Source organism: Streptomyces sp. SX-6 (assembly GCF_059089585.1).
This window is the reverse complement of sequence record NZ_JBTHHU010000020.1, coordinates 1-17312: the sequence shown is the minus strand read 5'-3', so window position 1 is coordinate 17312 and position 17312 is coordinate 1. Positions and strand designations below refer to the sequence as shown.

The following is a 17312-nucleotide window of genomic DNA, read 5'->3' as shown; positions in this document are numbered from 1 at the left end:
TCGTGTTGCTCAGTAGCGGATGGTCCCGGGCCGGGTGGCGGGTGCCGGGGTGCGCGGGGCGCCGCCGGGCGTCATCGTGAACGAGCCGCCCTGCAAGGGGCCGGGCGTGTAGCCGCCGCTGGTCAGGGCTTGCGGCCGGGTGGCGTCGAAGGGCTGCCCGTCCACCGTCACGCCGGAGAAGTCCAGGCGGTCGAAGGACGGGTAGCTCCGGGTGGGGGACTCGATGACGGCCTCGGCGCTGGCGTTCTGTCCGCCAATGGTCTGGTCGATGTGCTCCGACCATCCCTTGGTGGTGTCGCTGAGGGTCAGGGTGTAGCTGCCGCCGCCGTTGGAGACCACCGTCGCGGTGATGGTGTCTCCTTCGGAGACGGGGTCGTTCCAGTAGACGGGCGGGGACGGGTACATCTCGTACCAGGCGGAGAGCACGGGTGAGCCACTGGAGCAGTCGGTCTGTACCCCGGCCTGCTCAACCGTCTGCGAGCCGTAGCCGTCGAGGCCGACCCAGGGGGCGAAGAGGTCGTTGGCGGAGGTGCAGGTGGCGTGGGGCTCGGTCCATGAGCCGGTGATCGTGGAGAACGAGCCCTGCGCCACGTAGCCGCCCCAATTGCTGTCCTGGAGACGGATGTTGTGCGGGCCGAAGGCCGCGGTCTGGGCGCTCGCGGTACCGGTCGGGACCAGGGTCGCGGCCAGCAGGAGTGCCGCCGCCGCGGCCCTGGCCGCGCGGGGGACGCCGGCGCGGGATCTGCCGATGAGGTGCGCGGTGCCCGGGGATATGCCCATGAGGCACGCTCCTTGGGGGGTGCGGAGTACCGGTGGGGGGTGGTCGGCCGATCGGGGCTCATGGTGCGGTCGGCCGTGCCCGCCCTCAAGCGGCGCGGTCCGGCCGGAATCCGTTATGGCGGGAACATGACATGATGTTTCGGTGGCGGTTCCCCACGAGTCCCGCACACCCGCCGCCGGACTCCTCGAAGCCCTCGGCCTGTCGGAGCAGGAGGAGACGGCCTACCTCCGCGCCCTGGCCGCACCGGCCCGCACGGCCGGAGAACTCGCCGATGACCTCGGCACCACAGCCGAACGGGCCGGGCGGCTGCTCGAGTTGCTCGCCGCACGGGGTCTCCTCCACCGCTGCGACGACGGCACCCCCGCACGCTGGTCGGCCGCAGCCCCCGACCTCGCCGTCGAAGCGCTGCTGCTGCGCCGCGAGGCGGACCTGCGCCGCACCCGCGGCCGCATCGGCGAGTTGATGCGCACCTACCGCACCGCCCGCCGCCCGGGCGCCACCGACCTGGTCGAGGTCGTCACCGGCACCGCGGCCATCGCACAGCACTGGCGCGCGATGCTGGCCGGCGCGCACCGCCGGGTGCTGCTCTTCGACAAGCCCCCGCACATCGTCCGCTCCGATCCGGCGCTCGAACGTGCCCTGCTCGGACGGGGCGTGGACATCCGCGTGGTGTACGAGGCCGGTTCGGTCGGCGCCCGCGGCCGGCTCGCCGAGATCCACGCGTGCGTCGGCGTGGGGGAGCAGGCCCGGGTGCTGTCCGAACTCCCCTGCAAACTGGCCGTCGTCGACGACCGCTGGGCCATGCTTCCCCTGTGCACCGGATCCGAGCTGCACGGCGCCATGCTGGTGCGCGCCTCGTCCCTGCTGGACGCGCTGACCGGAACGTTCGAGGCGTACTGGAACCGCTCCGTGCGGGTTCCGGACGCAGCCGCCTCGGCGGGCGGCGACCGCCGGGCGGAGCTGCTCACGCTGCTGTGCGCGGGGTACACCGACGACAGCATCGCCCGTCAGCTCGGCGTCTCGCCGCGCACCGTTCAGCGCTGGGTACGCGAGGTGATGGACTCGCTCGGGGCCCGCACCCGATTCCAGGCCGGCATCCAGGCGGCCCGGGCCGGACTGCTGTGACGGCTCGGGCGGGCTGGGTGGGGCTGGGGGGAACTGACAGATCGCGATCGGGGTGCTTATGATGCCGGAGATGAAGAACTTCTCCTCGTACGGATTGGGGGAATCGTTCGCGCAAGGTGAGTGCTGATGGCACATCACATCGCGAACGAGATTCCGGCCCACCTGTTGATGTGGCAGCGCGTGCGTGAGTACGCCGTGCCACCGTCCATGATCGAGACCGCGACCGCACGACGTGCGGTCGGTGACTGGGTGGGGGCCTGCGCCGCCGCCCGGATCGACGTCGATCTCGATCTGCGCGCCGTGCGCGACCGCCACGGCACCGAGCTCGTCACCCGCCTCCGTGCGGATCTGCGCCGCCTGGCACCGGATCTGCTTCGCTGGCACATGCCCCGGATCGCCCCCGACGGACGGCTTCGGCCCGGCCTCACCATCTCCCTTGCTCATTACCGGAGTTCCGGCGCCACACCCCTGCAACTGGTGGTGCGGACGCCGCCGGCGTGGGCGGATGCCGGGCAGCGGATGTCCCTGGCTCTGTGGGAGGGGCCCGGGGACGGCGCCTCCAGGCACCGTCCGCACCCGCATCCCGACCGGCGTTTCCGGCTAGACCTGCACCCGCATCTCTGGGATGCCGGGCGGAGCGGCGAACTGGCGCGGCGGTGCGGTGCGGACGGGGCGGACGGGGCGCCATCCATGGCGCTGCCCGATCGGCCCGCCGCCCATGATTCGCCGTGGGCGGTGGCACGTTGGGCCGCCGAGGCGGAGCTGTTGTTGCGGGCCGAGGGGCGTCCTCGAGGTGCCTTCGCCGTACGGCTCGGTGCGCGGAGCCGCGCCGCGTTCGAACTCGTCGCCCCCGACGACAGCCATGCCCCGGCATCCCGGCCGCTGCGGGAGGCGCTGCCGCCGCAGGAGGTCGCGGCGCTTCCGGTGCTACCGGAGGCGGCAGCCCGAGTCCTTCCGGATCTGGAGCTGCTACGGGCCGGGCTGGTCGCGGCCGAGCGGCTGCATCCGCTCGTCGCGGCGGCGCTGGCGGCGTCCGGCTCGGCACCTGTGGCCGGCCCCGCCCCCGAGACCGGTGATCCGCACCGGGTGGAATGCCGGGGCGAGGTCCACCGGATCGCGCTGCGGGACGGCGTGCTGACGGCAATCGATCATGACCCGGCCCAACTGCGCCGGGAGGAACTGCTGGTGGTGCTCGGCGGGCCGCCGCTGCCGTGCCTGCGGGCGATCGACACCGTGCACCGCAGCCCAGAGGCGCTGCCCGCGGTCCGGGAGCGGCTCGGCCACGGTGACGTTGCCGGGGCGCTGGCCGTGGTCGAAGGGCTGCTCGGTCCCGGTGCGATCCTGCGCGACGGGCCGCTCCGGGACGAACTGGTGTCGGCCGCGGCTCGCCGCATCGACCACGGTCTCTTCCGCGCGGGGCTGGTCGCCGCGCACCCCGGTGCCGGTGCGGCTGGGGACGGGAACGCCTCGGGCATGGGGCGCCATCGTCCCCGGCTCGACCGCCGTACGCCTCCCGCACTGCGCGGCAAGCGGAGCAGCCGGGCCCGGCCCCGCACCGGCCTGTTCGGCTGATCTGCCGCCACACCGAAGTCCCTTTCCCGTACTGCTACTGCGCATTCCGCGCAGCACGCCCCCACGACACCGGGACGGACCCCGTCCCCCTGAATCCACCCCAGGTGATGCCCATGACTTCCAGCACCCTCCTGCCCAACCCGGTCCCCGGGAGCGGCACCCAACTCGCTCTCGCCGACGGCCTCCTGACCCTCCTGCGCACGACCACCACCGAGCCTCGCCCCGACGAGCAGCTCGAAGCGCTCACCCTGGCTGTCGCGGCCGACCTGCCCGTGCTGCTCTGGGGAGAACCGGGCATCGGCAAGACCGCGGCCCTGACCCAGCTCGCCACCTCCCTCGACCTGCCGCTGACGACCGTCATAGCGAGCGTCCACGAGCCGTCCGACTTCTCCGGGCTGCCCATCGTGGGCGACGACCCGGCCGTGCAGGGGGTGCCGATGGCGCCACCGCAGTGGGCCGTGGAGCTCGTACGCGCCGGACGAGGGCTGCTCTTCCTGGACGAACTCTCCACCGCCACCCCGGCCGTCCAGGCCGCACTGCTCCGGGTCGTCCTGGAGCGGAGGGTCGGCGCGCTGCAACTGCCGCCGGGGGTACGGATCGTGGCCGCCGCCAATCCGCGCGCGTCGGCGGCGGACGGGTGGGAGCTGAGCCCGCCGTTGGCCAACCGGTTCGTGCATCTGTACTGGGTGCACGACAGGGAGGTGGTGGTACGCGGGCTGGGCGGCATCTGGCCCCGGGCGGAGCTGCCCCACCTGGCGCCGGAGCGGCTGCCGGAGGCGGTGGCTTTCGCCCGGCGCGCGGTCTGCGGCTTCCTGCGGGTCCGGCCGACGCTGATCCACCGGCTGCCGAGCTCCGAGACGCGGCGCGGCGGCGCCTGGCCCTCGCCCCGCAGCTGGGAGGCCGCGTTGACCCTGCTGGCCTTCGGCACGGCGGCCTCCGTCTCCAGGGAGGTGCTGGCGCTGCTGGTACGGGGCACGGTGGGGGACGGACCGGGGCTCGAACTCCTCGCCCATCTGGACCGGTTGGACCTGCCGGACCCGGAGTCACTGCTGGCCGATCCGGCCTCCGCCGAACTCCCCGTACGAGGTGATCTGCGCCAGGCGACGCTGGAGGCAGTGGTGGCCGCCATCGGGGCGCGGCCGGAGCGGGACCGGTGGGAGGCGGGCTGGGCGCTACTGGTCCGGGCGCTGGAGACCGGCGCACCGGACCTGCTGGTCGCCCCGGCGGCCGCGCTGGCCGCACTGCGGCGCGACGACTGGGAGGTCCCGGAGGCGGTGGAGCGGCTGGCCGGGGTGGCCGGTCTCGCCCGACGGGCGGACCGGTCGGTGGCGCGGGCCACGGTGTCCGCCGACGCCGGGCGTGCGACGGGGGAGAGCCGATGACGGGGGCCGCGAAGCACCCGCTGCCGCGCCCGACGCCCCGGCCCACGCCGCCGCGCCCGGTGCGGGCCACCGTGCCGGGCGCGGCGGCCGACAGGCCCGGACTCCCGCTGGACACGGAGAAGTTGCTGGCCGCCCGACTGCACGCGGTGAAGGTCCGTCCCTACCTGGCCGACGCGCTCTTCGCGCTGCACGTGGTGGAGGACCGGTCGGTGCCGACGATGGCAGTGGACGCGCACTGGCGCTGCTACGTCTCTCCCGGCTTCGTGGCGCGCACCCCAGTGGAGGAACTGGCAGGCGTCTGGGTGCACGAGGTCTCCCACCTGCTCCGCGACCACCACGGACGGGGCGAGCGGTATGCGCGGGAACGCGAGGAGCACGGGCCGGGCGAACGAAGCGCGAGCCGGGGGAGGCTGCGGCGGAACATCGCCGCCGACTTCGAGATCAACGACGACATCTACGGTGACGGTCTGCCCCTGCCCGCCGGGGCGGTGCTGCCCTCGCTGCTGGGGCTGTCCGACGGGCTGCTGATGGAGGAGTACCTGCGCACGGCGTCGTTGTCCGGACTCGCCGCGGACCTGGCCTGGCTGGACTGCGGCAGCGGCGCCGACGGGCAGGACCGGCCTTGGGAGCTGGGGCCCGACGGGGCACACGGGCTGAGCAGGCAGCAGCGGGACGCGGTCCGCTTCCGGGTCGCGGAGGGGATCAAGGGCCGGCCGGGCGACGCGCCGGAGGGGTGGCGCCGGTGGGCGGTCGAGGCGTTCCATCCGCCGCAGCCGTGGCGGCAGTTGCTGGGGGCGGCGATCCGCTCGGCGGCAGGTGCGCCGGGGGCGGGGGAGAACCACAGCTACCGGCGTCCGTCCCGGCGCTCGGCCGGCGTCCCCGGAGTGCTGCTGCCGAGCCTGCGCCGTACGCCGCCCCGGGTCTGCGTCGTCATCGACACCTCCGCATCGGTGAGCGACGCCGAACTGGGCAGTGCGCTGCTGGAGGTGGCGGCGATCTCGCGCGCGGTGGGCGGGCGGCGCGACCTGGTCTCGGTGATCTCCTGCGACGCGGCCGCCGGGGTCGCCGTCCCGCTCTGCCGCGCCGAGAACATCGCACTGGTCGGCGGTGGCGGTACGGATCTGTGCTCCGGTTTCTCCCAGGCCCTCCGCTCCCGGCCCCGCCCGGACGTGATCGTCGCCCTGACGGACGGCCAGACGCCATGGCCCTCCGTACAGCCGCCCTGCCGCACCGTCGTCGGTCTCTTCCCCCGCCCCACCCACGCCGTGGACGAGGCGAACCCCGACTACGTCCCGGACGCCCCGCCGCCCTGGGCACGTGTCGTCACCATCGGCTGAACATCGCGCAGGTTGCTCGGCTGCGGTGTACAGCCCGTTGAGATGCCCGCGTATGTTGGGGAGAGTCTGTGGGCATGGAGTTCTTCTGCTACCACCGTGACCGGCCCGGCTCCATGCCGTTGCGCAACGAGCTGCTGGAAGAGCACTGGTCCTACATGGACCGGTACGCGAAAGAGATGATCGCTCGCGGCCCGACCTTCGCCGACGACGGCGATACGCTCTCCGGCAGCGTGCACATCGTCGACCTGCCGGATCCCGCTGCGGCCCGCGCGTTCGCCTTCGACGAACCCAACTACCAGGCCGGCGTGTACCGGGACGTACTGCTGCGCCGGTGGCGCAACATGCTGGGGCGCACCATGTGGGATTTCCCCGGTGGACAGACCAGCGGCAACCGGTACTTGGTGCTCGGCCTCGGCCCAGGGCAGGCCGCTGGCCTCGTCCTGCCGCCCGAGCGGGACGAGTTGTCGCGTACGGGCCGCTGCTGTCCGACGACGGCGTCGCCTGGTTGGGTACGGCGGTACTGGTCCGGGCCCCGGACCCGGACACGGCACGCGCCGCCCTGTCCCCGGGCCGGTACACCGATATCGAGGTCCATGACTGGCAGTTCGGCGGCCGGCCGTCATGAACCGAGGCCCAGGCGTCAGTCACGCACTAGGCAGCGCGAATTCCGTAGCGGGAAGCGACCGGCACGAGCCGAATCCGAGGTTGGCTGTCGGGGGTGGTGTTGTGTCCGTGGAGGCGTGCGGGTTCGGCGGCCATGGGCATGATGGCGAGTTGGGCGATGGTCATGCCGGGGCGCAGGCGTACGGGCCAGGGGGAGATGTTGGCGATTTCGAGGGTGAGGGGTGCGTCGTGGCCGGGGTCGATGAAGGCGGAGGCGATGTGCACGGCGATGCCGAGGCGTCCGGTGCCGGCCTTGCCTTCGGCGCGGGCCGCGTACTTGCCGGACAGCCGCACGGTCTCGGTGGTGCGGGCGAGGAGGAAGGCGCCGGGGTTCATGACGTGGCCGTCGGTGTCCATGTAGAGCGGGAAGGTGTGCCGGGACTCGAGCGAGGCGGCGTCGAGTTCGGCGATGGTGGGGTCGGGCATGCGCAGTTCGCTGGCGAGGGTGAGGTCGACGGAGGCGGGCCGGATGGCCTCGGGCGCAAGCGGGCTGACATCGATGTCACCTTGCTGGAGCGCGGTGAGTATCTGGTGGTCGGGGAGCAGCATGGGATGGGGCCTCATGGGTTCTTGGCGGAACGGTGGGCTGATCTTATAGAGCCCCGCTGACAACCAATCAGTTCCGACGTGTTCGGGTCCGTCCCCGCGTGCGCGGGGACGGACCTTGCTGACCAAGCGACTCTTCCGGTCAGGTGGCGCTGCAGCATTGCCCACAAGACGCTGCTTTCCTGCAAAAGGGCCTACGCTGCGGCAACTTGTGTTAAGTCACTGTCATGCGTGCCAGATGGAAGTGGCGCAGACCACATAGGATCATCCAGTCAGTCCTGATCGCGGTGATGGCCGCGATGACGACGATCACTTCGACGACAGCGGTATCGGCATCGCCCGAGACAGGTCCCGTACAGGACAACTGGACGGCGGCCTTCCTGTATTCGGTGGCCCATCCCCGGGCAGTTCCAGCCGGCATCAATGAGCCCGATTGTCGCCTCGGAGAGGCCCATCCGAGACCGGTCGTGCTGGTGAACGGCACACTGGAGAACTCGTACGCGAATTGGTCGCGGCTCGCTCCGCAACTGCGCGAGGACGGTTACTGCGTCTTCGGATTCGACTACGGTGGCGCGGACGGCAGTCCGTTCCAGCAGCTCGGGCCGATGCGCACCTCAGGCATTCAGCTCTCCGCCTTCGTCGACAAAGTGCTCGCTACGACGGGTGCTTCGCGAGTGGACCTCGTCGGCCACTCTCAGGGAGGGCTGCTTCCCCTCTACTACATCAACCGCCTGGGCGGCGAGGCCAAGGTGGGCCGCATGGTCGGTATCGAGCCCGCCAGCCGGGGCGTGCACTTCTACGGTCTGCTTTCCCTGGTCGCCAGGATCCCCGGCATGTCGGACATCCTGAGGCTGCCCTGCGCGGCGTGCGTGGATTTCACCGCCGGCTCTTCCTTCATGAGAGAGACCGCCGAAGGCGGTTACACCCGGCCCGGTGTGGAGTACACCACCATCATCTCGCGAACCGACGGATTGGTCTCCGTGCCCGAGGCTCAGCTTCCGGCCGCGCCCAATGTCACCAACGTCGTGACACAGGATGTGTGTTCGTCCGATTTCACGGATCACGTGAACTCCGTCTACGACGACATCACCCTGCGCATCGCCCGCAACGCCCTCGACCCGGCCCGCACGGTGAAGCCCGGCTGTCATTTCGTCCCGCCGCTCCTGCCTCCGCAGCGGTAGGTCCTACACGACGTTCAGGCCAAGAGCCGCGGCGATGACCGCAGCCTGTTCCAGGTCGATGGTGGCCCCTGACAGCTCCACGGTCAGCGGGTCCAGAGCGGACAGGTCGCTACCCCGCAGGTCGGCGGCCGTGAGCCGGGAGCTGTGGAGCATCGCCCCGGACAGGTCCGTGGACGTCAGAGTCGCCTGTTCCAGCCGCGCGGCGGTGAGATCGACTTCCCTCATCCGCACACCGTCGAAAGTGGCCTTGCGCAGGTCCGCGCCAGGCAGGCCGACGAAGGACCAGTCGCCTCCGGTCACCTGGAAGAGGGTGAAGGTCGACTGCTGGAAGAGACTTCCGACGAATTTGCAGTCGGTGAAGGAGGTGTCGAAGAAAGTACAGCGACGGAAGGTGCAGTTAGTGAACGCCGCATTGGTGTGCCGGGAGGCGTTGAAACGTACCCCGGCAAATGTGCAGGTGTCGAAGACCGCTCCTTCGTTCACGGCCTCGGTCCAGTCGGTGTCGAGGAAGGAGTAACGCGTGTACACCCGGCCCGACAGGTCCTGTCCGTACCAGTCCTCATCCCGGATCACACGCTCGGCGTCGGGAATCGGAGGCTCGGCAGAGACGGGGTCGATGTTCGCGCGGGCCGGTCGGATCGTCATGCCAGCCATTCAACACCGCAGCCGCAGGGCCTGCCACGCGCCCTCTCCCTGTCCGCCGACACGCGAGTGTGGTGCGTCCGGCAGACAGAGGCCAACAGGTTTTTCATTCCGTGCGGGGGATTGGCCTGGAATCGGGCAACTGGCCGGGCGCGTGGATGGTCTAGGCGGGCACAGCCACATCTGCTCGAAACCCGAAGGGACACCGCTCATGTCCTCCAGCCGTCGTCTGCTCAGCGTCCTCATATCCGCTGCCGCTCTTCTCGCCACCGCGGCAGTGCCTGCCTCCGCTTCCGGCTCCGCCCCCTCACGCGCCGCCGGCGGTCCCGCTCCGAGCAGGAATCCGGTCCTGGTCGACTGCCTGCGCCACGATCAGGTCGCGCCACGCGAGTACATGCTGGCGTGCGGGGACGGCAATAACGACCTGCGCGGGCTGCGTTGGGCCGACTGGACCGCCCGCGCCGCGCACGGCGTGGGCAGGCAGGTCGCCAACGACTGCATACCGGACTGCGCCCAGGGCCACTTCCACACGTTCTGGGTGGGCGTAGAGGTGTACCGGCCGGTGCACCGGGCCGGAAAGGCGTCGTACTTCTCCCGGCTGAAGGTCGTCTACCTCGACCAACGCCCGGCGGGCTCAGGGCCGTCGCAGACCTACCCACTGAGCTAGTGCCGCATCCGAAGCGAGCTCCGGCGCGGACCAGAGCGACGAGGTCCTGAAGGCATCATGTTCTGCGGGGTGGTGGGTCAGGGGGCGCCGGCGTCGATCCATTCCTGGTTGGTGGCCCAGGCGGTGAGAGTGGTCCCATCGTTGTAGGCGTAGTAGAGATCGCACTTGGCGGTGGCCTTGCCCTGGACACCCTTCGGGAACCAGTCCGTCTCGAGTTCGGCGGCAGGGGCAGAGCCGGTGAAGGGCTTGCACTTCGAGGGGAGTTTGCCGTCGGCGAGTGAGGCGACCAGGACCCTCTCGCCGCCGGTGGTCTTCATCGAGTACTTCACGGAGGTGGCCTCGTCCGGCAGCCATCGCGGCACCGACGTACGCACCCGCTTGGCCTCGGCACCGGTGGAGTAGGCGGAGGTCTGCTGGTGACGGCTGTCATACCAGTCCATGGCGGCGGGGACGGAGAAGGCTGCGGCGACACCGAGGACGGCGACGCCACCGATGGTGAGGGCGAGGGCGGACGAACGGCTCACGTGGGGGACTCACTTTCACGAAAGGGGCAAGGATGGGCTACTCCTCCATGTTTCCGCCGGATCGTGCGCCGACTGTCCATCCGGGGTGCCGATCTCAGCTACCTCCCTGGTCGCATGCCCCGGACCGAACCCTGACAAGGCCCCGACCACGGGCGTCCGGTTCCGGCCTGTGAGGAGCACACGGACCGCCGGGGAGCCAGGGGAACCGACTAGGCGGCAGGCGACGCCCCCTAGGGGCCGACCCCATATGGATGGGGAGCCGGGGGCTGTCAAGGCTGGTCCGTGGCCAGCCTGGCGTGCAGGTGGCGGTCGCGGTATGTGTCCCTGCGCCGGTCCCCATGCAGGGCGCCGCGTTGGATCCCCTCGACCGCGTAGCCGCCTCGCACCGCGATGTGGCACGACGCCTCGTGCCCGACGGCATGGCCCAGTTCGATCCGGTGCAGGCCGACGGAGTCAAAACCCCAGCGGGTTATGAGTTCGAGCGCGTGCCGGGCGACACCGCGCCCGCGTGCCTCGGGCAGGACCCAGTAGCCGACACCGCCGATGCGCTGGAGCGGGTTGAGAATGTTGAGGAAGATGTCGCCGAGCGGTGCGTCCGTCGCCTCGTCCGCGATGCAGTACGCGCCGAAGGCGTTCCGCTCCCAGCCCTCCGCGCGGATGCGGATCCACTGTGCGGCGTCGGCGGCGTCCCCGACCGGGAAACCGGGAACGTTCCAGCGAAGGAAATCGGGGTCGGTGACGCCCCGCAGCACGGCGTCCGTCTCGTACGGGTACCAGGTGCGCAGACGCAGACCATGGCCCCGGAGGTCTTCGGGGGTCAGCGGCTCGGTCATCACCCCGGCCGAACGCGGTGGTTGCACTGGCGCGCCGGTGCCGGGAGTGCCGCGACCGGCATCTGCCGTCCGCGGGTGGTGGGGGCATGATCTGGGTGTGGGGCTCATCTCGACGTGTCCTCTTCGGTCGTTGTCGCACGGCAACGGGAACGCCGCGCCACGGGGCCATGGGGAAGCGGGTACTTCGGCCATGTGCGACAGGGTGCGCGGCCGTCGGCGGGCTGCCCCACTGATTTAGCCTGGGCTAAATGATGGAGGCCGGGTCCGGCATGGAAGGCAGGCGCGCGAACCCGGTTCGCCCTGGGTCCCTGCAATTCGCGGCCCAAAGGAACATGGTCACCGCCAGGTGCAGCTCTCGTCGACGCTGCCCTCGACCAGCAGTAGCCGCGGCGGGCAAGCCGCCGTTGCCGCTTACGAAGCGTCGGCCCCGCACATGCGCGGGGTTGTGATCGGTGCAAGGTTCACTGGTGGGGCCAAGCGGCGCGGCCCTGGCGCGCGTCGAAGTCGGTGAGGCGCTGCGTGCACTCACCGCACGATTCGGTCCCCGTCATCATCGCCATCAAGGCCCGCTCACTGCCGGCCGAGGGTGACGCGCAGGAAGCGCGGGCGGTAGATGGAGGCGTTGTGCAGGACGTCCTCGGAGTCGAGGCTGTTGACGTTGTAGGAGACCACCAAATCCTGCTCGCCGTGCTCCAGTTCGGGGTGTTCGTGCGGGTTGTATGCGATGACCCGAGGGTTGTGGTAGGTGCCCTGTGGCCCGGCCTCGGGGGCGCGCCATACGGAGTGCGGACGAGTGAAGGGGCCGGTCGGGGAGCGAGACCAGGCCAGCTGCACATCGGGGCTGAAGGGCGCGTCCGCGTACTGGGCGATCAGTGCCCACCAGTGGCCGTGCCGTACCACGCTGAGTTCCTGCGAGACCCGCAGCGGGTGTCCGTCGGCGCCCGTCACACGCACGGAGTCCCGTTCGTTCCCGCCCCAGGAACCGTCGGCGGCGAAGTAGCGCCACGGGGGGCGCAGGGCAGGATCGTGGGTGCGGGCCAGGTGCAGGTAGGCGCCCCCGCCGGGCGCCGGCTCGGTGCCGTAGACGTACGTGCCGTACCGGTCCCGGGCCAGCCAGGCGCCCCAGGCAATGCCCGCCGCTGACGGCAGTGCCGTCAGCTCCCCGGCCGGCACCGGGCGGCCGGGGAGGACGCGGGCCAGGACATTGGCGCGCCAGGCCACGTCCAGCGGGCCGGTCCCGGTGTGGGTGTACCGGGCGAAGACGACGGCGGCGCCGCGTCCGAGGGGGAGACCGGCGCGGGCCCAGTACCAGTCGTGGCCCGTCTCCGGCACGGCGGAGGCGGGCCGCCCGGCCCGGTCGATACCGGTGACGGTGTGCGGGCCCGCGCCGTCCCACAGCACAAAACTGTTGTGCACGAAGGGGGTCGAGGGTGCTGTGAGGCTGCCGTCGGAGACCGGTGGCCGGGAGCCGTCGGGACGCACCATGCCCAGGAAGGTGTCGGAGAAGACCCACAGCTCCCCGGCAGCGGTGGGCACCGAGTAGGTGCTGTCCCCGCCCGTCCAGTGGTGTGGCGAGTGGCCTCGGTCGGCGTAGGAGGCGAACGCCCGGTTCAGGGACGTCACGGGCCCGGTGCCGGTGACGTCCGGCGGCCGGCCGGTGTCGGCGGGGGTGGGCGGGGCGGCGCATACGGCCGAGAGCAGCGCGGTGGCCACCGCGCGCAGCAGCGTGCGCGGAGACGGTTTCATGGCCACATGGTGTAGCGGGCCGCCGCCCCGGGGCCGGTGAACGGCCTGGACGTGTTCCTGCCGTGACCTCCTGACGATGCGGCCGGTTAGACATCGGGCGGGTCGAACTGACGCCCGTCGCAAAAGGATGGGGGATCAGTGCCGAGCGAAGCGGAGGGAGCGGGCAGCTTACGGGGCACCTTCCGTGCCCATCGCACACTGCGGGGGAGCGTATGGCGCTGCCCAGGACTCCAGGCACTTGCACTTCCACGTCATCCACCGAGGCAACCCGGACCAACGTCCAGCCTGACAAGGCACATGACCAGGGAGGGGGACTTCGTGCCGAAGCAGTGGCTTCCACCGCACGAGTATGTCGCCGGCCTGCCCAAGGCCACCATGTACGCGAGTCTGTACTTCACGAACACCCATGGGCATCCGCTCCAGTTGTTGTCGTCCGTCCTGACCAAGACGCAGGTGTGGCAGCTCCCGGGCGGCAATACCGACTCGGGCGAATCGCCTTTCGAGACCGCTGTCCGCGAGACCCAGGAGGAGATCGGGCTCGTTTTCACTGGCCCTACGCGGCTCTTGGTGACCCATTACCTGCCGTACGACGCAGTGTGGACATGCTGCAAGGTCGGGTTCGTCTTCGATGGCGGCATTCTCACCGACAACGACCTTGAGAACATCACGCTGGATCCCGATGAGCACAGCCGTTGGGAAGTCCGCCCGCTGGCCGCGTGGGAAGGGGACGTCGGTAAGCACACGTGGGAGCGGTTGAAGGCGGTGGACCACGCTCGCAGGAACAGCGCCGCCGTGTACCTGGAGACGGGTACTGATGTCGTGCGGTGAGCGGTTCCTCGTAGGGGCCAGTGTGTTCATCCAGCGTGACGACGGTCAGGTACTCCTCGTCCATCATGCTGCGGGGCTGGGACTGGTTCACCCCCACAGACGGCATCGAGCTCATGGACCCCACAAACCAAGCCCTGTTCCAGGCCACACTGCGCGCCGCCCGCGCGGGAGGCTGCGTCTACATCGAGGACTGCGAAACGTGATCGCGTTGACCAGGCATTCGCAGTTCCCCGGGCCGAATGGCTCGCACGCCGCCGGGAGACCGCCGAGGAGACCGGGCTCACAATGCCCGACCACCCCCCCGCTGGCAATGGACTGGGGCCTGCACCCCGAAGACATCGCCGAATGCTGGGCACTGCAAGCGGTACTCAGGGCAGCAGGATGACCTTGCCGAATTTACCCGGACCGGCCAGGCGGTCGTAGGCGTCGGTGAACCGCTCAAGGGGGAAAGCCGAGTCGACGGGTACGCGTAGCCTTTCCTGGGCCAGCAGCGGTGCCACGAACGTCCGCACAGTGGCGGCGAGGAGGGCCTTCTCGGCATGTGAGCGGCCGCGGATGGTCGTGCCGATCAGCTGGGCTCGTGCGAGCATGAGGTCGAACATCCGCAGCGGTGCAGTGGTGCCGGCCTGGACTCCGACGATGAGGACTTTGCCCCGGCTTCGGAGCAGAGTGACTCGTCGCAGGCAGTCCTCGCCGCCGACCAGTTCGACGATCACGTCGTACGGTGCGTGCGTGGCTTCCTCGTCGGGGGTGACGACGTCTATCCGGCCGTCGGGGGCAAGTGCCTTGACCCGGCTGTGGAGTTCGGTTCGTCGCACGCTGGCCACGGTATGGGCTCCGGAGACCGCGGCGACCTGCACCATGGCCGTGCCCACCCCGCCTGCCGCGCCGCTGACCAGTACCCGGTCGCCGGCGCGGATGCCGGCCTGGGTGACCAGGGCGTCCCAGGCGGTGCTGAACGCTTCCGGGAAACCGGCGGCCTCCTGCCATGACAGGCCCTGCGGCACTGGCAGGAGGAGGTCGACGGGGATGGCGATCCGCTCGGCGTGGCCACCGCCGCCGACCAGTGCCATCACCCGGTCTCCCGGCGCGACCTCGACGACGCCCGGTCCGACCTGCTCGACCTCGCCGGCGACCTCCAGTCCGGGTACGTCGGCCGGCCAGCCCGGTGGCGCCGGATAGTCCCCTCGTGCCTGCTGAAGATCAGCGGCGTTGAGTCCGGCAGCCCGCACCCGGACCACCACGGTCCCCGGCCCCGCGACCGGCTCCGGGCGCTGCTCCAACTGGAATGCCCCTTGTGAATCGATCACTACGGTTCGCATGGTCGCAATGTATGCCTGCATCCTTGCTTGGACTGACGAGGGGCCCCAGCCGCAGCAGTCCTCATCTGGCCCCGGTTCGCAGCCACTTGTCGATGGTGGTGAAGTCGGCGTCCGTAAGACCCCGCCATGCCTCGACGCGGTGCAGAAGAGCTCGACCTGGTTGGTGTGCCTTCGTCCAGGCTCGGTCGGCTTCGGAGATTTCATCGTCGACCCAGGCGTACGGGCGCCCGGCAGCCCAGCTGTGGAGGGTGCGGGTCTTCCAGTGAAGGCCGTTTCCTACTTCCTCGTCGGACGAGTCGGGCCAGATCACCATGGGCAGGTCCGGCAGGCCGAGCCATGGTGCGATGCATTCGTTCGCGTCGGACATCCATGTCGTAGCCCACACCAACTCGCACGGCAGCGTCATCAGCCGGGGCCCGAGAGCGGGATCGATCCTGGTGATCAAGGGATTGGTGTCAGCTCCCCGGAGCTCATGGTCTGTCTCGAAGGTCGGGTATCCGTCCGGCAGCTGTTGCCGAGTCGCCCCGAAGGGGATGAGTGGTCCATCGACGTCGAGAAAGAGGATGGGTAGCGCAGAATCGGTCATGCTTGCACGGTAATGGCGTTCAGCGCCGGGGAGGGCAGCCCGGGCCTAGAGCAACTGTGGCAGTCGGTCCGCGAGTGTGGGCGGTCGTCGCTCGGCGAGCCAGAAGAGGTAGATTCTGAGGTGCTCGGCCAACTCGCCATCGAGGTATGCGGCGTAGTCGCGGACAGCGGAGGCCGTGCCCTGGCCGGACTTTTCGTCGTCAGCCTCCCAGGCGGTTTGCCGGGTTGCCAGATACTCCTTGATGCGGCCTCGGCCTCGCCACCATTCTCGAACGGCTGCAAGTGTCCAGTGAGAGTCGCCGTCACAACCGTACCCGGAGAATGCCTCTGATTTCGCGGCATCGACCAGTTGCCGCAGCTCCTCGGCTGTCCGGGGTTGCCGGTAGACGTACTCGGTGAAGTACTCGTCCTCATAGAGCACCAGCTCTGGGGCGTGGATCCGGCCCGTACCGCAGTTGTCGGTGTTGGCTCCATAGAACGGTCCGGGCACGTTGAGCCACTTTCGATCCGTCCACTGCCCCTGGAACACCGCACGAGCCTCGCCGAGCAGAGGAACCGGATCGAAGTAGAGGTCCATGTCAGAAGGTTAGCCAGGCAACGTAAGGATTCATCGGGCAGGTCCTTGCAGGGAGACGCGCATGGTGGGGGGAGGGCACCTTCGACCGTACCTCTGTCCTGCGGCTACTGGTCTTGCAGCTGCACGGCTGCGTCTTCAGCCGTGCAGCTGGCCCGCGCGGTAGCGCTGTCGTACACAGCCGACCCTGCGCGCACCGGACGGGGGGAGCCTTCCTGACTCAGCGCAAGGCCAGCACGGTCGCCGCCCAGACTGCTCCGCACACCACGAACCAGGTGGCCGTCCGGCGTTTGAGAACCTGGTACACCGCCTCGTACTCGGCCCGCAGTTCAGCGCTTCTCGCGGCGATACGCCGGAGATATGTGCGGGATGCCACGAGCTGGTCCACGGTATAGCGGTGTTCGAGATCGGTACGTTGTGAGTCGGTCAGCCAGGGTATTCCGGCGGTGAATTCCCGGGCCCTTTCCCGCGCCTTTTGCTTCTCTCCCTCCCACAGCAGATATCCCTCGATCTCGTTGATGGCTTCGGCGGTCGTCCTCATGCGAGTGCATCCTTCCGCGAGCCGGTCTCCACGGCCGGTGTGTCCATGCCGGGGTGGTGCAGGTCGAACGCCGGGGATTCGGAACGGATCCGCGGCAGGGTGGTGAAGTTGTGCCGCGGCGGCGGGCACGAGGTGGCCCACTCCAGCGAACGGCCGTAACCCCACGGGTCGTCGACCTCGACCTTCTTGCCGTATTTGGCGGTCTTCCAGATGTTGTAGAAGAACGGCAGGATCGACAGGCCGAGCAGGAACGAGCTGATCGTCGAGATGGTGTTCAGCGTGGTGAACCCGTCGGCGGCCAGGTAGTCGGGGATACGACGCACCATGCCCTCGGCGCCCAGCCAGTGCTGGACCAGGAACGTGCCGTGGAAGCCCACGAACAGCGTCCAGAAGGTGATCTTGCCGAGGCGCTCGTCCAGCATCTTGCCCGTGAACTTCGGCCACCAGAAGTGGAATCCGGCGA

At 69.9% G+C, this 17312-nt stretch carries 19 protein-coding genes and 1 pseudogene; 9 read left to right on the top strand and 11 right to left on the bottom strand.

Annotation, left to right across the window (positions count from 1 at the left end; translation table 11 throughout):
- Positions 1 to 9: 9 nt before the first annotated feature.
- On the bottom strand, positions 10 to 780 hold the full coding sequence (locus ACV530_RS22940; protein WP_494334487.1) for a G1 family glutamic endopeptidase: 771 nt from the start codon (positions 778 to 780) through the stop codon (positions 10 to 12).
- A gap of 142 nt (positions 781 to 922) precedes the next feature.
- Here ACV530_RS22940 and ACV530_RS22935 point away from each other — a divergent pair, with 142 nt between their 5' ends.
- From ACV530_RS22935 to ACV530_RS22915, 5 genes and pseudogenes are all read left to right on the top strand, one after another.
- Complete coding sequence (locus ACV530_RS22935; RefSeq protein WP_494334486.1) at positions 923 to 1906, top strand: helix-turn-helix domain-containing protein; 984 nt, start codon at positions 923 to 925, stop codon at positions 1904 to 1906.
- A 126-nt stretch (positions 1907 to 2032) separates the two neighbouring features.
- Complete coding sequence (locus ACV530_RS22930; protein WP_494334485.1) at positions 2033 to 3478, top strand: hypothetical protein; 1446 nt, start codon at positions 2033 to 2035, stop codon at positions 3476 to 3478.
- Positions 3479 to 3591: 113 nt separating this feature from the next.
- On the top strand, positions 3592 to 4860 hold the full coding sequence (locus tag ACV530_RS22925) for an AAA family ATPase (RefSeq protein ID WP_494334484.1): 1269 nt from the start codon (positions 3592 to 3594) through the stop codon (positions 4858 to 4860).
- Positions 4857 to 6197: a vWA domain-containing protein gene (locus ACV530_RS22920; protein WP_494334483.1), complete on the top strand. Its 1341-nt coding sequence runs from the start codon at positions 4857 to 4859 to the stop codon at positions 6195 to 6197. Before ACV530_RS22925 ends, ACV530_RS22920 begins: the two co-directional genes overlap by 4 nt.
- A gap of 74 nt (positions 6198 to 6271) precedes the next feature.
- Positions 6272 to 6822, top strand: a pseudogene (locus ACV530_RS22915) (YciI family protein).
- A 26-nt stretch (positions 6823 to 6848) separates the two neighbouring features.
- Here ACV530_RS22915 and dcd read toward each other — a convergent pair.
- Positions 6849 to 7424, bottom strand: a complete 576-nt coding sequence (dcd, locus tag ACV530_RS22910; RefSeq protein WP_494334482.1) for a dCTP deaminase — start codon at positions 7422 to 7424, stop codon at positions 6849 to 6851.
- A 272-nt stretch (positions 7425 to 7696) separates the two neighbouring features.
- On the opposite strand from dcd, the gene ACV530_RS22905 reads away from it, so the two are divergent.
- Positions 7697 to 8587, top strand: coding sequence for an esterase/lipase family protein (locus ACV530_RS22905; protein WP_494334481.1), 891 nt, complete (start codon positions 7697 to 7699; stop codon positions 8585 to 8587).
- Positions 8588 to 8590: 3 nt separating this feature from the next.
- Here the strand turns inward: ACV530_RS22905 and ACV530_RS22900 are convergent, their stop codons facing one another.
- Entirely contained in the window at positions 8591 to 9232 is a 642-nt protein-coding gene (locus tag ACV530_RS22900) for a pentapeptide repeat-containing protein (protein ID WP_494334480.1), read from the bottom strand.
- Positions 9233 to 9440: 208 nt separating this feature from the next.
- Here ACV530_RS22900 and ACV530_RS22895 point away from each other — a divergent pair, with 208 nt between their 5' ends.
- Positions 9441 to 9896: a hypothetical protein gene (locus ACV530_RS22895; RefSeq protein WP_494334479.1), complete on the top strand. Its 456-nt coding sequence runs from the start codon at positions 9441 to 9443 to the stop codon at positions 9894 to 9896.
- A gap of 77 nt (positions 9897 to 9973) precedes the next feature.
- Here ACV530_RS22895 and ACV530_RS22890 read toward each other — a convergent pair whose 3' ends face one another.
- The 3 genes from ACV530_RS22890 to ACV530_RS22880 form a co-directional block, all read right to left on the bottom strand.
- The gene (locus tag ACV530_RS22890) at positions 9974 to 10420 is read right to left on the bottom strand and encodes a hypothetical protein (RefSeq protein ID WP_494334478.1); all 447 of its coding nucleotides are present in this window, start codon (positions 10418 to 10420) and stop codon (positions 9974 to 9976) included.
- Positions 10421 to 10689: 269 nt separating this feature from the next.
- Entirely contained in the window at positions 10690 to 11253 is a 564-nt protein-coding gene (locus ACV530_RS22885) for a GNAT family N-acetyltransferase (RefSeq protein WP_494334477.1), read from the bottom strand.
- A 570-nt stretch (positions 11254 to 11823) separates the two neighbouring features.
- Positions 11824 to 12999, bottom strand: a complete 1176-nt coding sequence (locus ACV530_RS22880; RefSeq protein WP_494334476.1) for a DUF5005 domain-containing protein — start codon at positions 12997 to 12999, stop codon at positions 11824 to 11826.
- Between the two features lie 318 nt (positions 13000 to 13317).
- On the opposite strand from ACV530_RS22880, the gene ACV530_RS22875 reads away from it, so the two are divergent.
- Together ACV530_RS22875 and ACV530_RS22870 are read left to right on the top strand one after the other, a co-directional pair.
- Entirely contained in the window at positions 13318 to 13827 is a 510-nt protein-coding gene (locus ACV530_RS22875; protein ID WP_494334475.1) for an NUDIX domain-containing protein, read from the top strand.
- Between the two features lie 35 nt (positions 13828 to 13862).
- Positions 13863 to 14030: a hypothetical protein gene (locus ACV530_RS22870; RefSeq protein ID WP_494334474.1), complete on the top strand. Its 168-nt coding sequence runs from the start codon at positions 13863 to 13865 to the stop codon at positions 14028 to 14030.
- A gap of 165 nt (positions 14031 to 14195) precedes the next feature.
- On the opposite strand, the gene ACV530_RS22865 is transcribed toward ACV530_RS22870, so the two are convergent.
- From ACV530_RS22865 to ACV530_RS22845, 5 genes are all read right to left on the bottom strand, one after another.
- Positions 14196 to 15149 carry an alcohol dehydrogenase catalytic domain-containing protein gene (locus ACV530_RS22865; protein ID WP_494334473.1) on the bottom strand — a complete coding sequence of 318 codons (954 nt, stop codon included), beginning with the start codon at positions 15147 to 15149 and terminating at the stop codon, positions 14196 to 14198.
- Between the two features lie 61 nt (positions 15150 to 15210).
- Positions 15211 to 15735, bottom strand: a complete 525-nt coding sequence (locus ACV530_RS22860; RefSeq protein ID WP_494334472.1) for an HAD domain-containing protein — start codon at positions 15733 to 15735, stop codon at positions 15211 to 15213.
- Positions 15736 to 15780: 45 nt separating this feature from the next.
- Positions 15781 to 16311, bottom strand: a complete 531-nt coding sequence (locus tag ACV530_RS22855; protein WP_494334471.1) for a ferredoxin — start codon at positions 16309 to 16311, stop codon at positions 15781 to 15783.
- 217 nt (positions 16312 to 16528) lie between these two features.
- Positions 16529 to 16849, bottom strand: a complete 321-nt coding sequence (locus tag ACV530_RS22850) for a hypothetical protein (protein WP_494334470.1) — start codon at positions 16847 to 16849, stop codon at positions 16529 to 16531.
- A partial coding sequence (locus ACV530_RS22845; RefSeq protein WP_494334469.1) for a cbb3-type cytochrome c oxidase subunit I occupies positions 16846 to 17312 on the bottom strand: 467 nt, incomplete at its 5' end. The genes ACV530_RS22845 and ACV530_RS22850, both read right to left, overlap by 4 nt.

What these genes read in the sequence shown, in the direction of transcription:
- ACV530_RS22930 (WP_494334485.1), top strand. Translation starts at nt 2,033, where the DNA reads ATGGCACATCACATCGCGAACGAGATTCCGGCCCACCTGTTGATGTGG.
- dcd (WP_494334482.1), bottom strand. Translation starts at nt 7,424, where the DNA reads ATGAGGCCCCATCCCATGCTGCTCCCCGACCACCAGATACTCACCGCG.
- ACV530_RS22850 (WP_494334470.1), bottom strand. Translation starts at nt 16,849, where the DNA reads ATGAGGACGACCGCCGAAGCCATCAACGAGATCGAGGGATATCTGCTG.
- ACV530_RS22905 (WP_494334481.1), top strand. Translation starts at nt 7,697, where the DNA reads ATGGCCGCGATGACGACGATCACTTCGACGACAGCGGTATCGGCATCG.
- ACV530_RS22920 (WP_494334483.1), top strand. Translation starts at nt 4,857, where the DNA reads ATGACGGGGGCCGCGAAGCACCCGCTGCCGCGCCCGACGCCCCGGCCC.
- ACV530_RS22880 (WP_494334476.1), bottom strand. Translation starts at nt 12,999, where the DNA reads ATGAAACCGTCTCCGCGCACGCTGCTGCGCGCGGTGGCCACCGCGCTG.
- ACV530_RS22860 (WP_494334472.1), bottom strand. Translation starts at nt 15,735, where the DNA reads ATGACCGATTCTGCGCTACCCATCCTCTTTCTCGACGTCGATGGACCA.
- ACV530_RS22855 (WP_494334471.1), bottom strand. Translation starts at nt 16,311, where the DNA reads ATGGACCTCTACTTCGATCCGGTTCCTCTGCTCGGCGAGGCTCGTGCG.
- ACV530_RS22885 (WP_494334477.1), bottom strand. Translation starts at nt 11,253, where the DNA reads ATGACCGAGCCGCTGACCCCCGAAGACCTCCGGGGCCATGGTCTGCGT.
- ACV530_RS22925 (WP_494334484.1), top strand. Translation starts at nt 3,592, where the DNA reads ATGACTTCCAGCACCCTCCTGCCCAACCCGGTCCCCGGGAGCGGCACC.
- ACV530_RS22865 (WP_494334473.1), bottom strand. Translation starts at nt 15,149, where the DNA reads ATGCGAACCGTAGTGATCGATTCACAAGGGGCATTCCAGTTGGAGCAG.
- ACV530_RS22940 (WP_494334487.1), bottom strand. Translation starts at nt 780, where the DNA reads ATGGGCATATCCCCGGGCACCGCGCACCTCATCGGCAGATCCCGCGCC.
- ACV530_RS22900 (WP_494334480.1), bottom strand. Translation starts at nt 9,232, where the DNA reads ATGACGATCCGACCGGCCCGCGCGAACATCGACCCCGTCTCTGCCGAG.
- ACV530_RS22895 (WP_494334479.1), top strand. Translation starts at nt 9,441, where the DNA reads ATGTCCTCCAGCCGTCGTCTGCTCAGCGTCCTCATATCCGCTGCCGCT.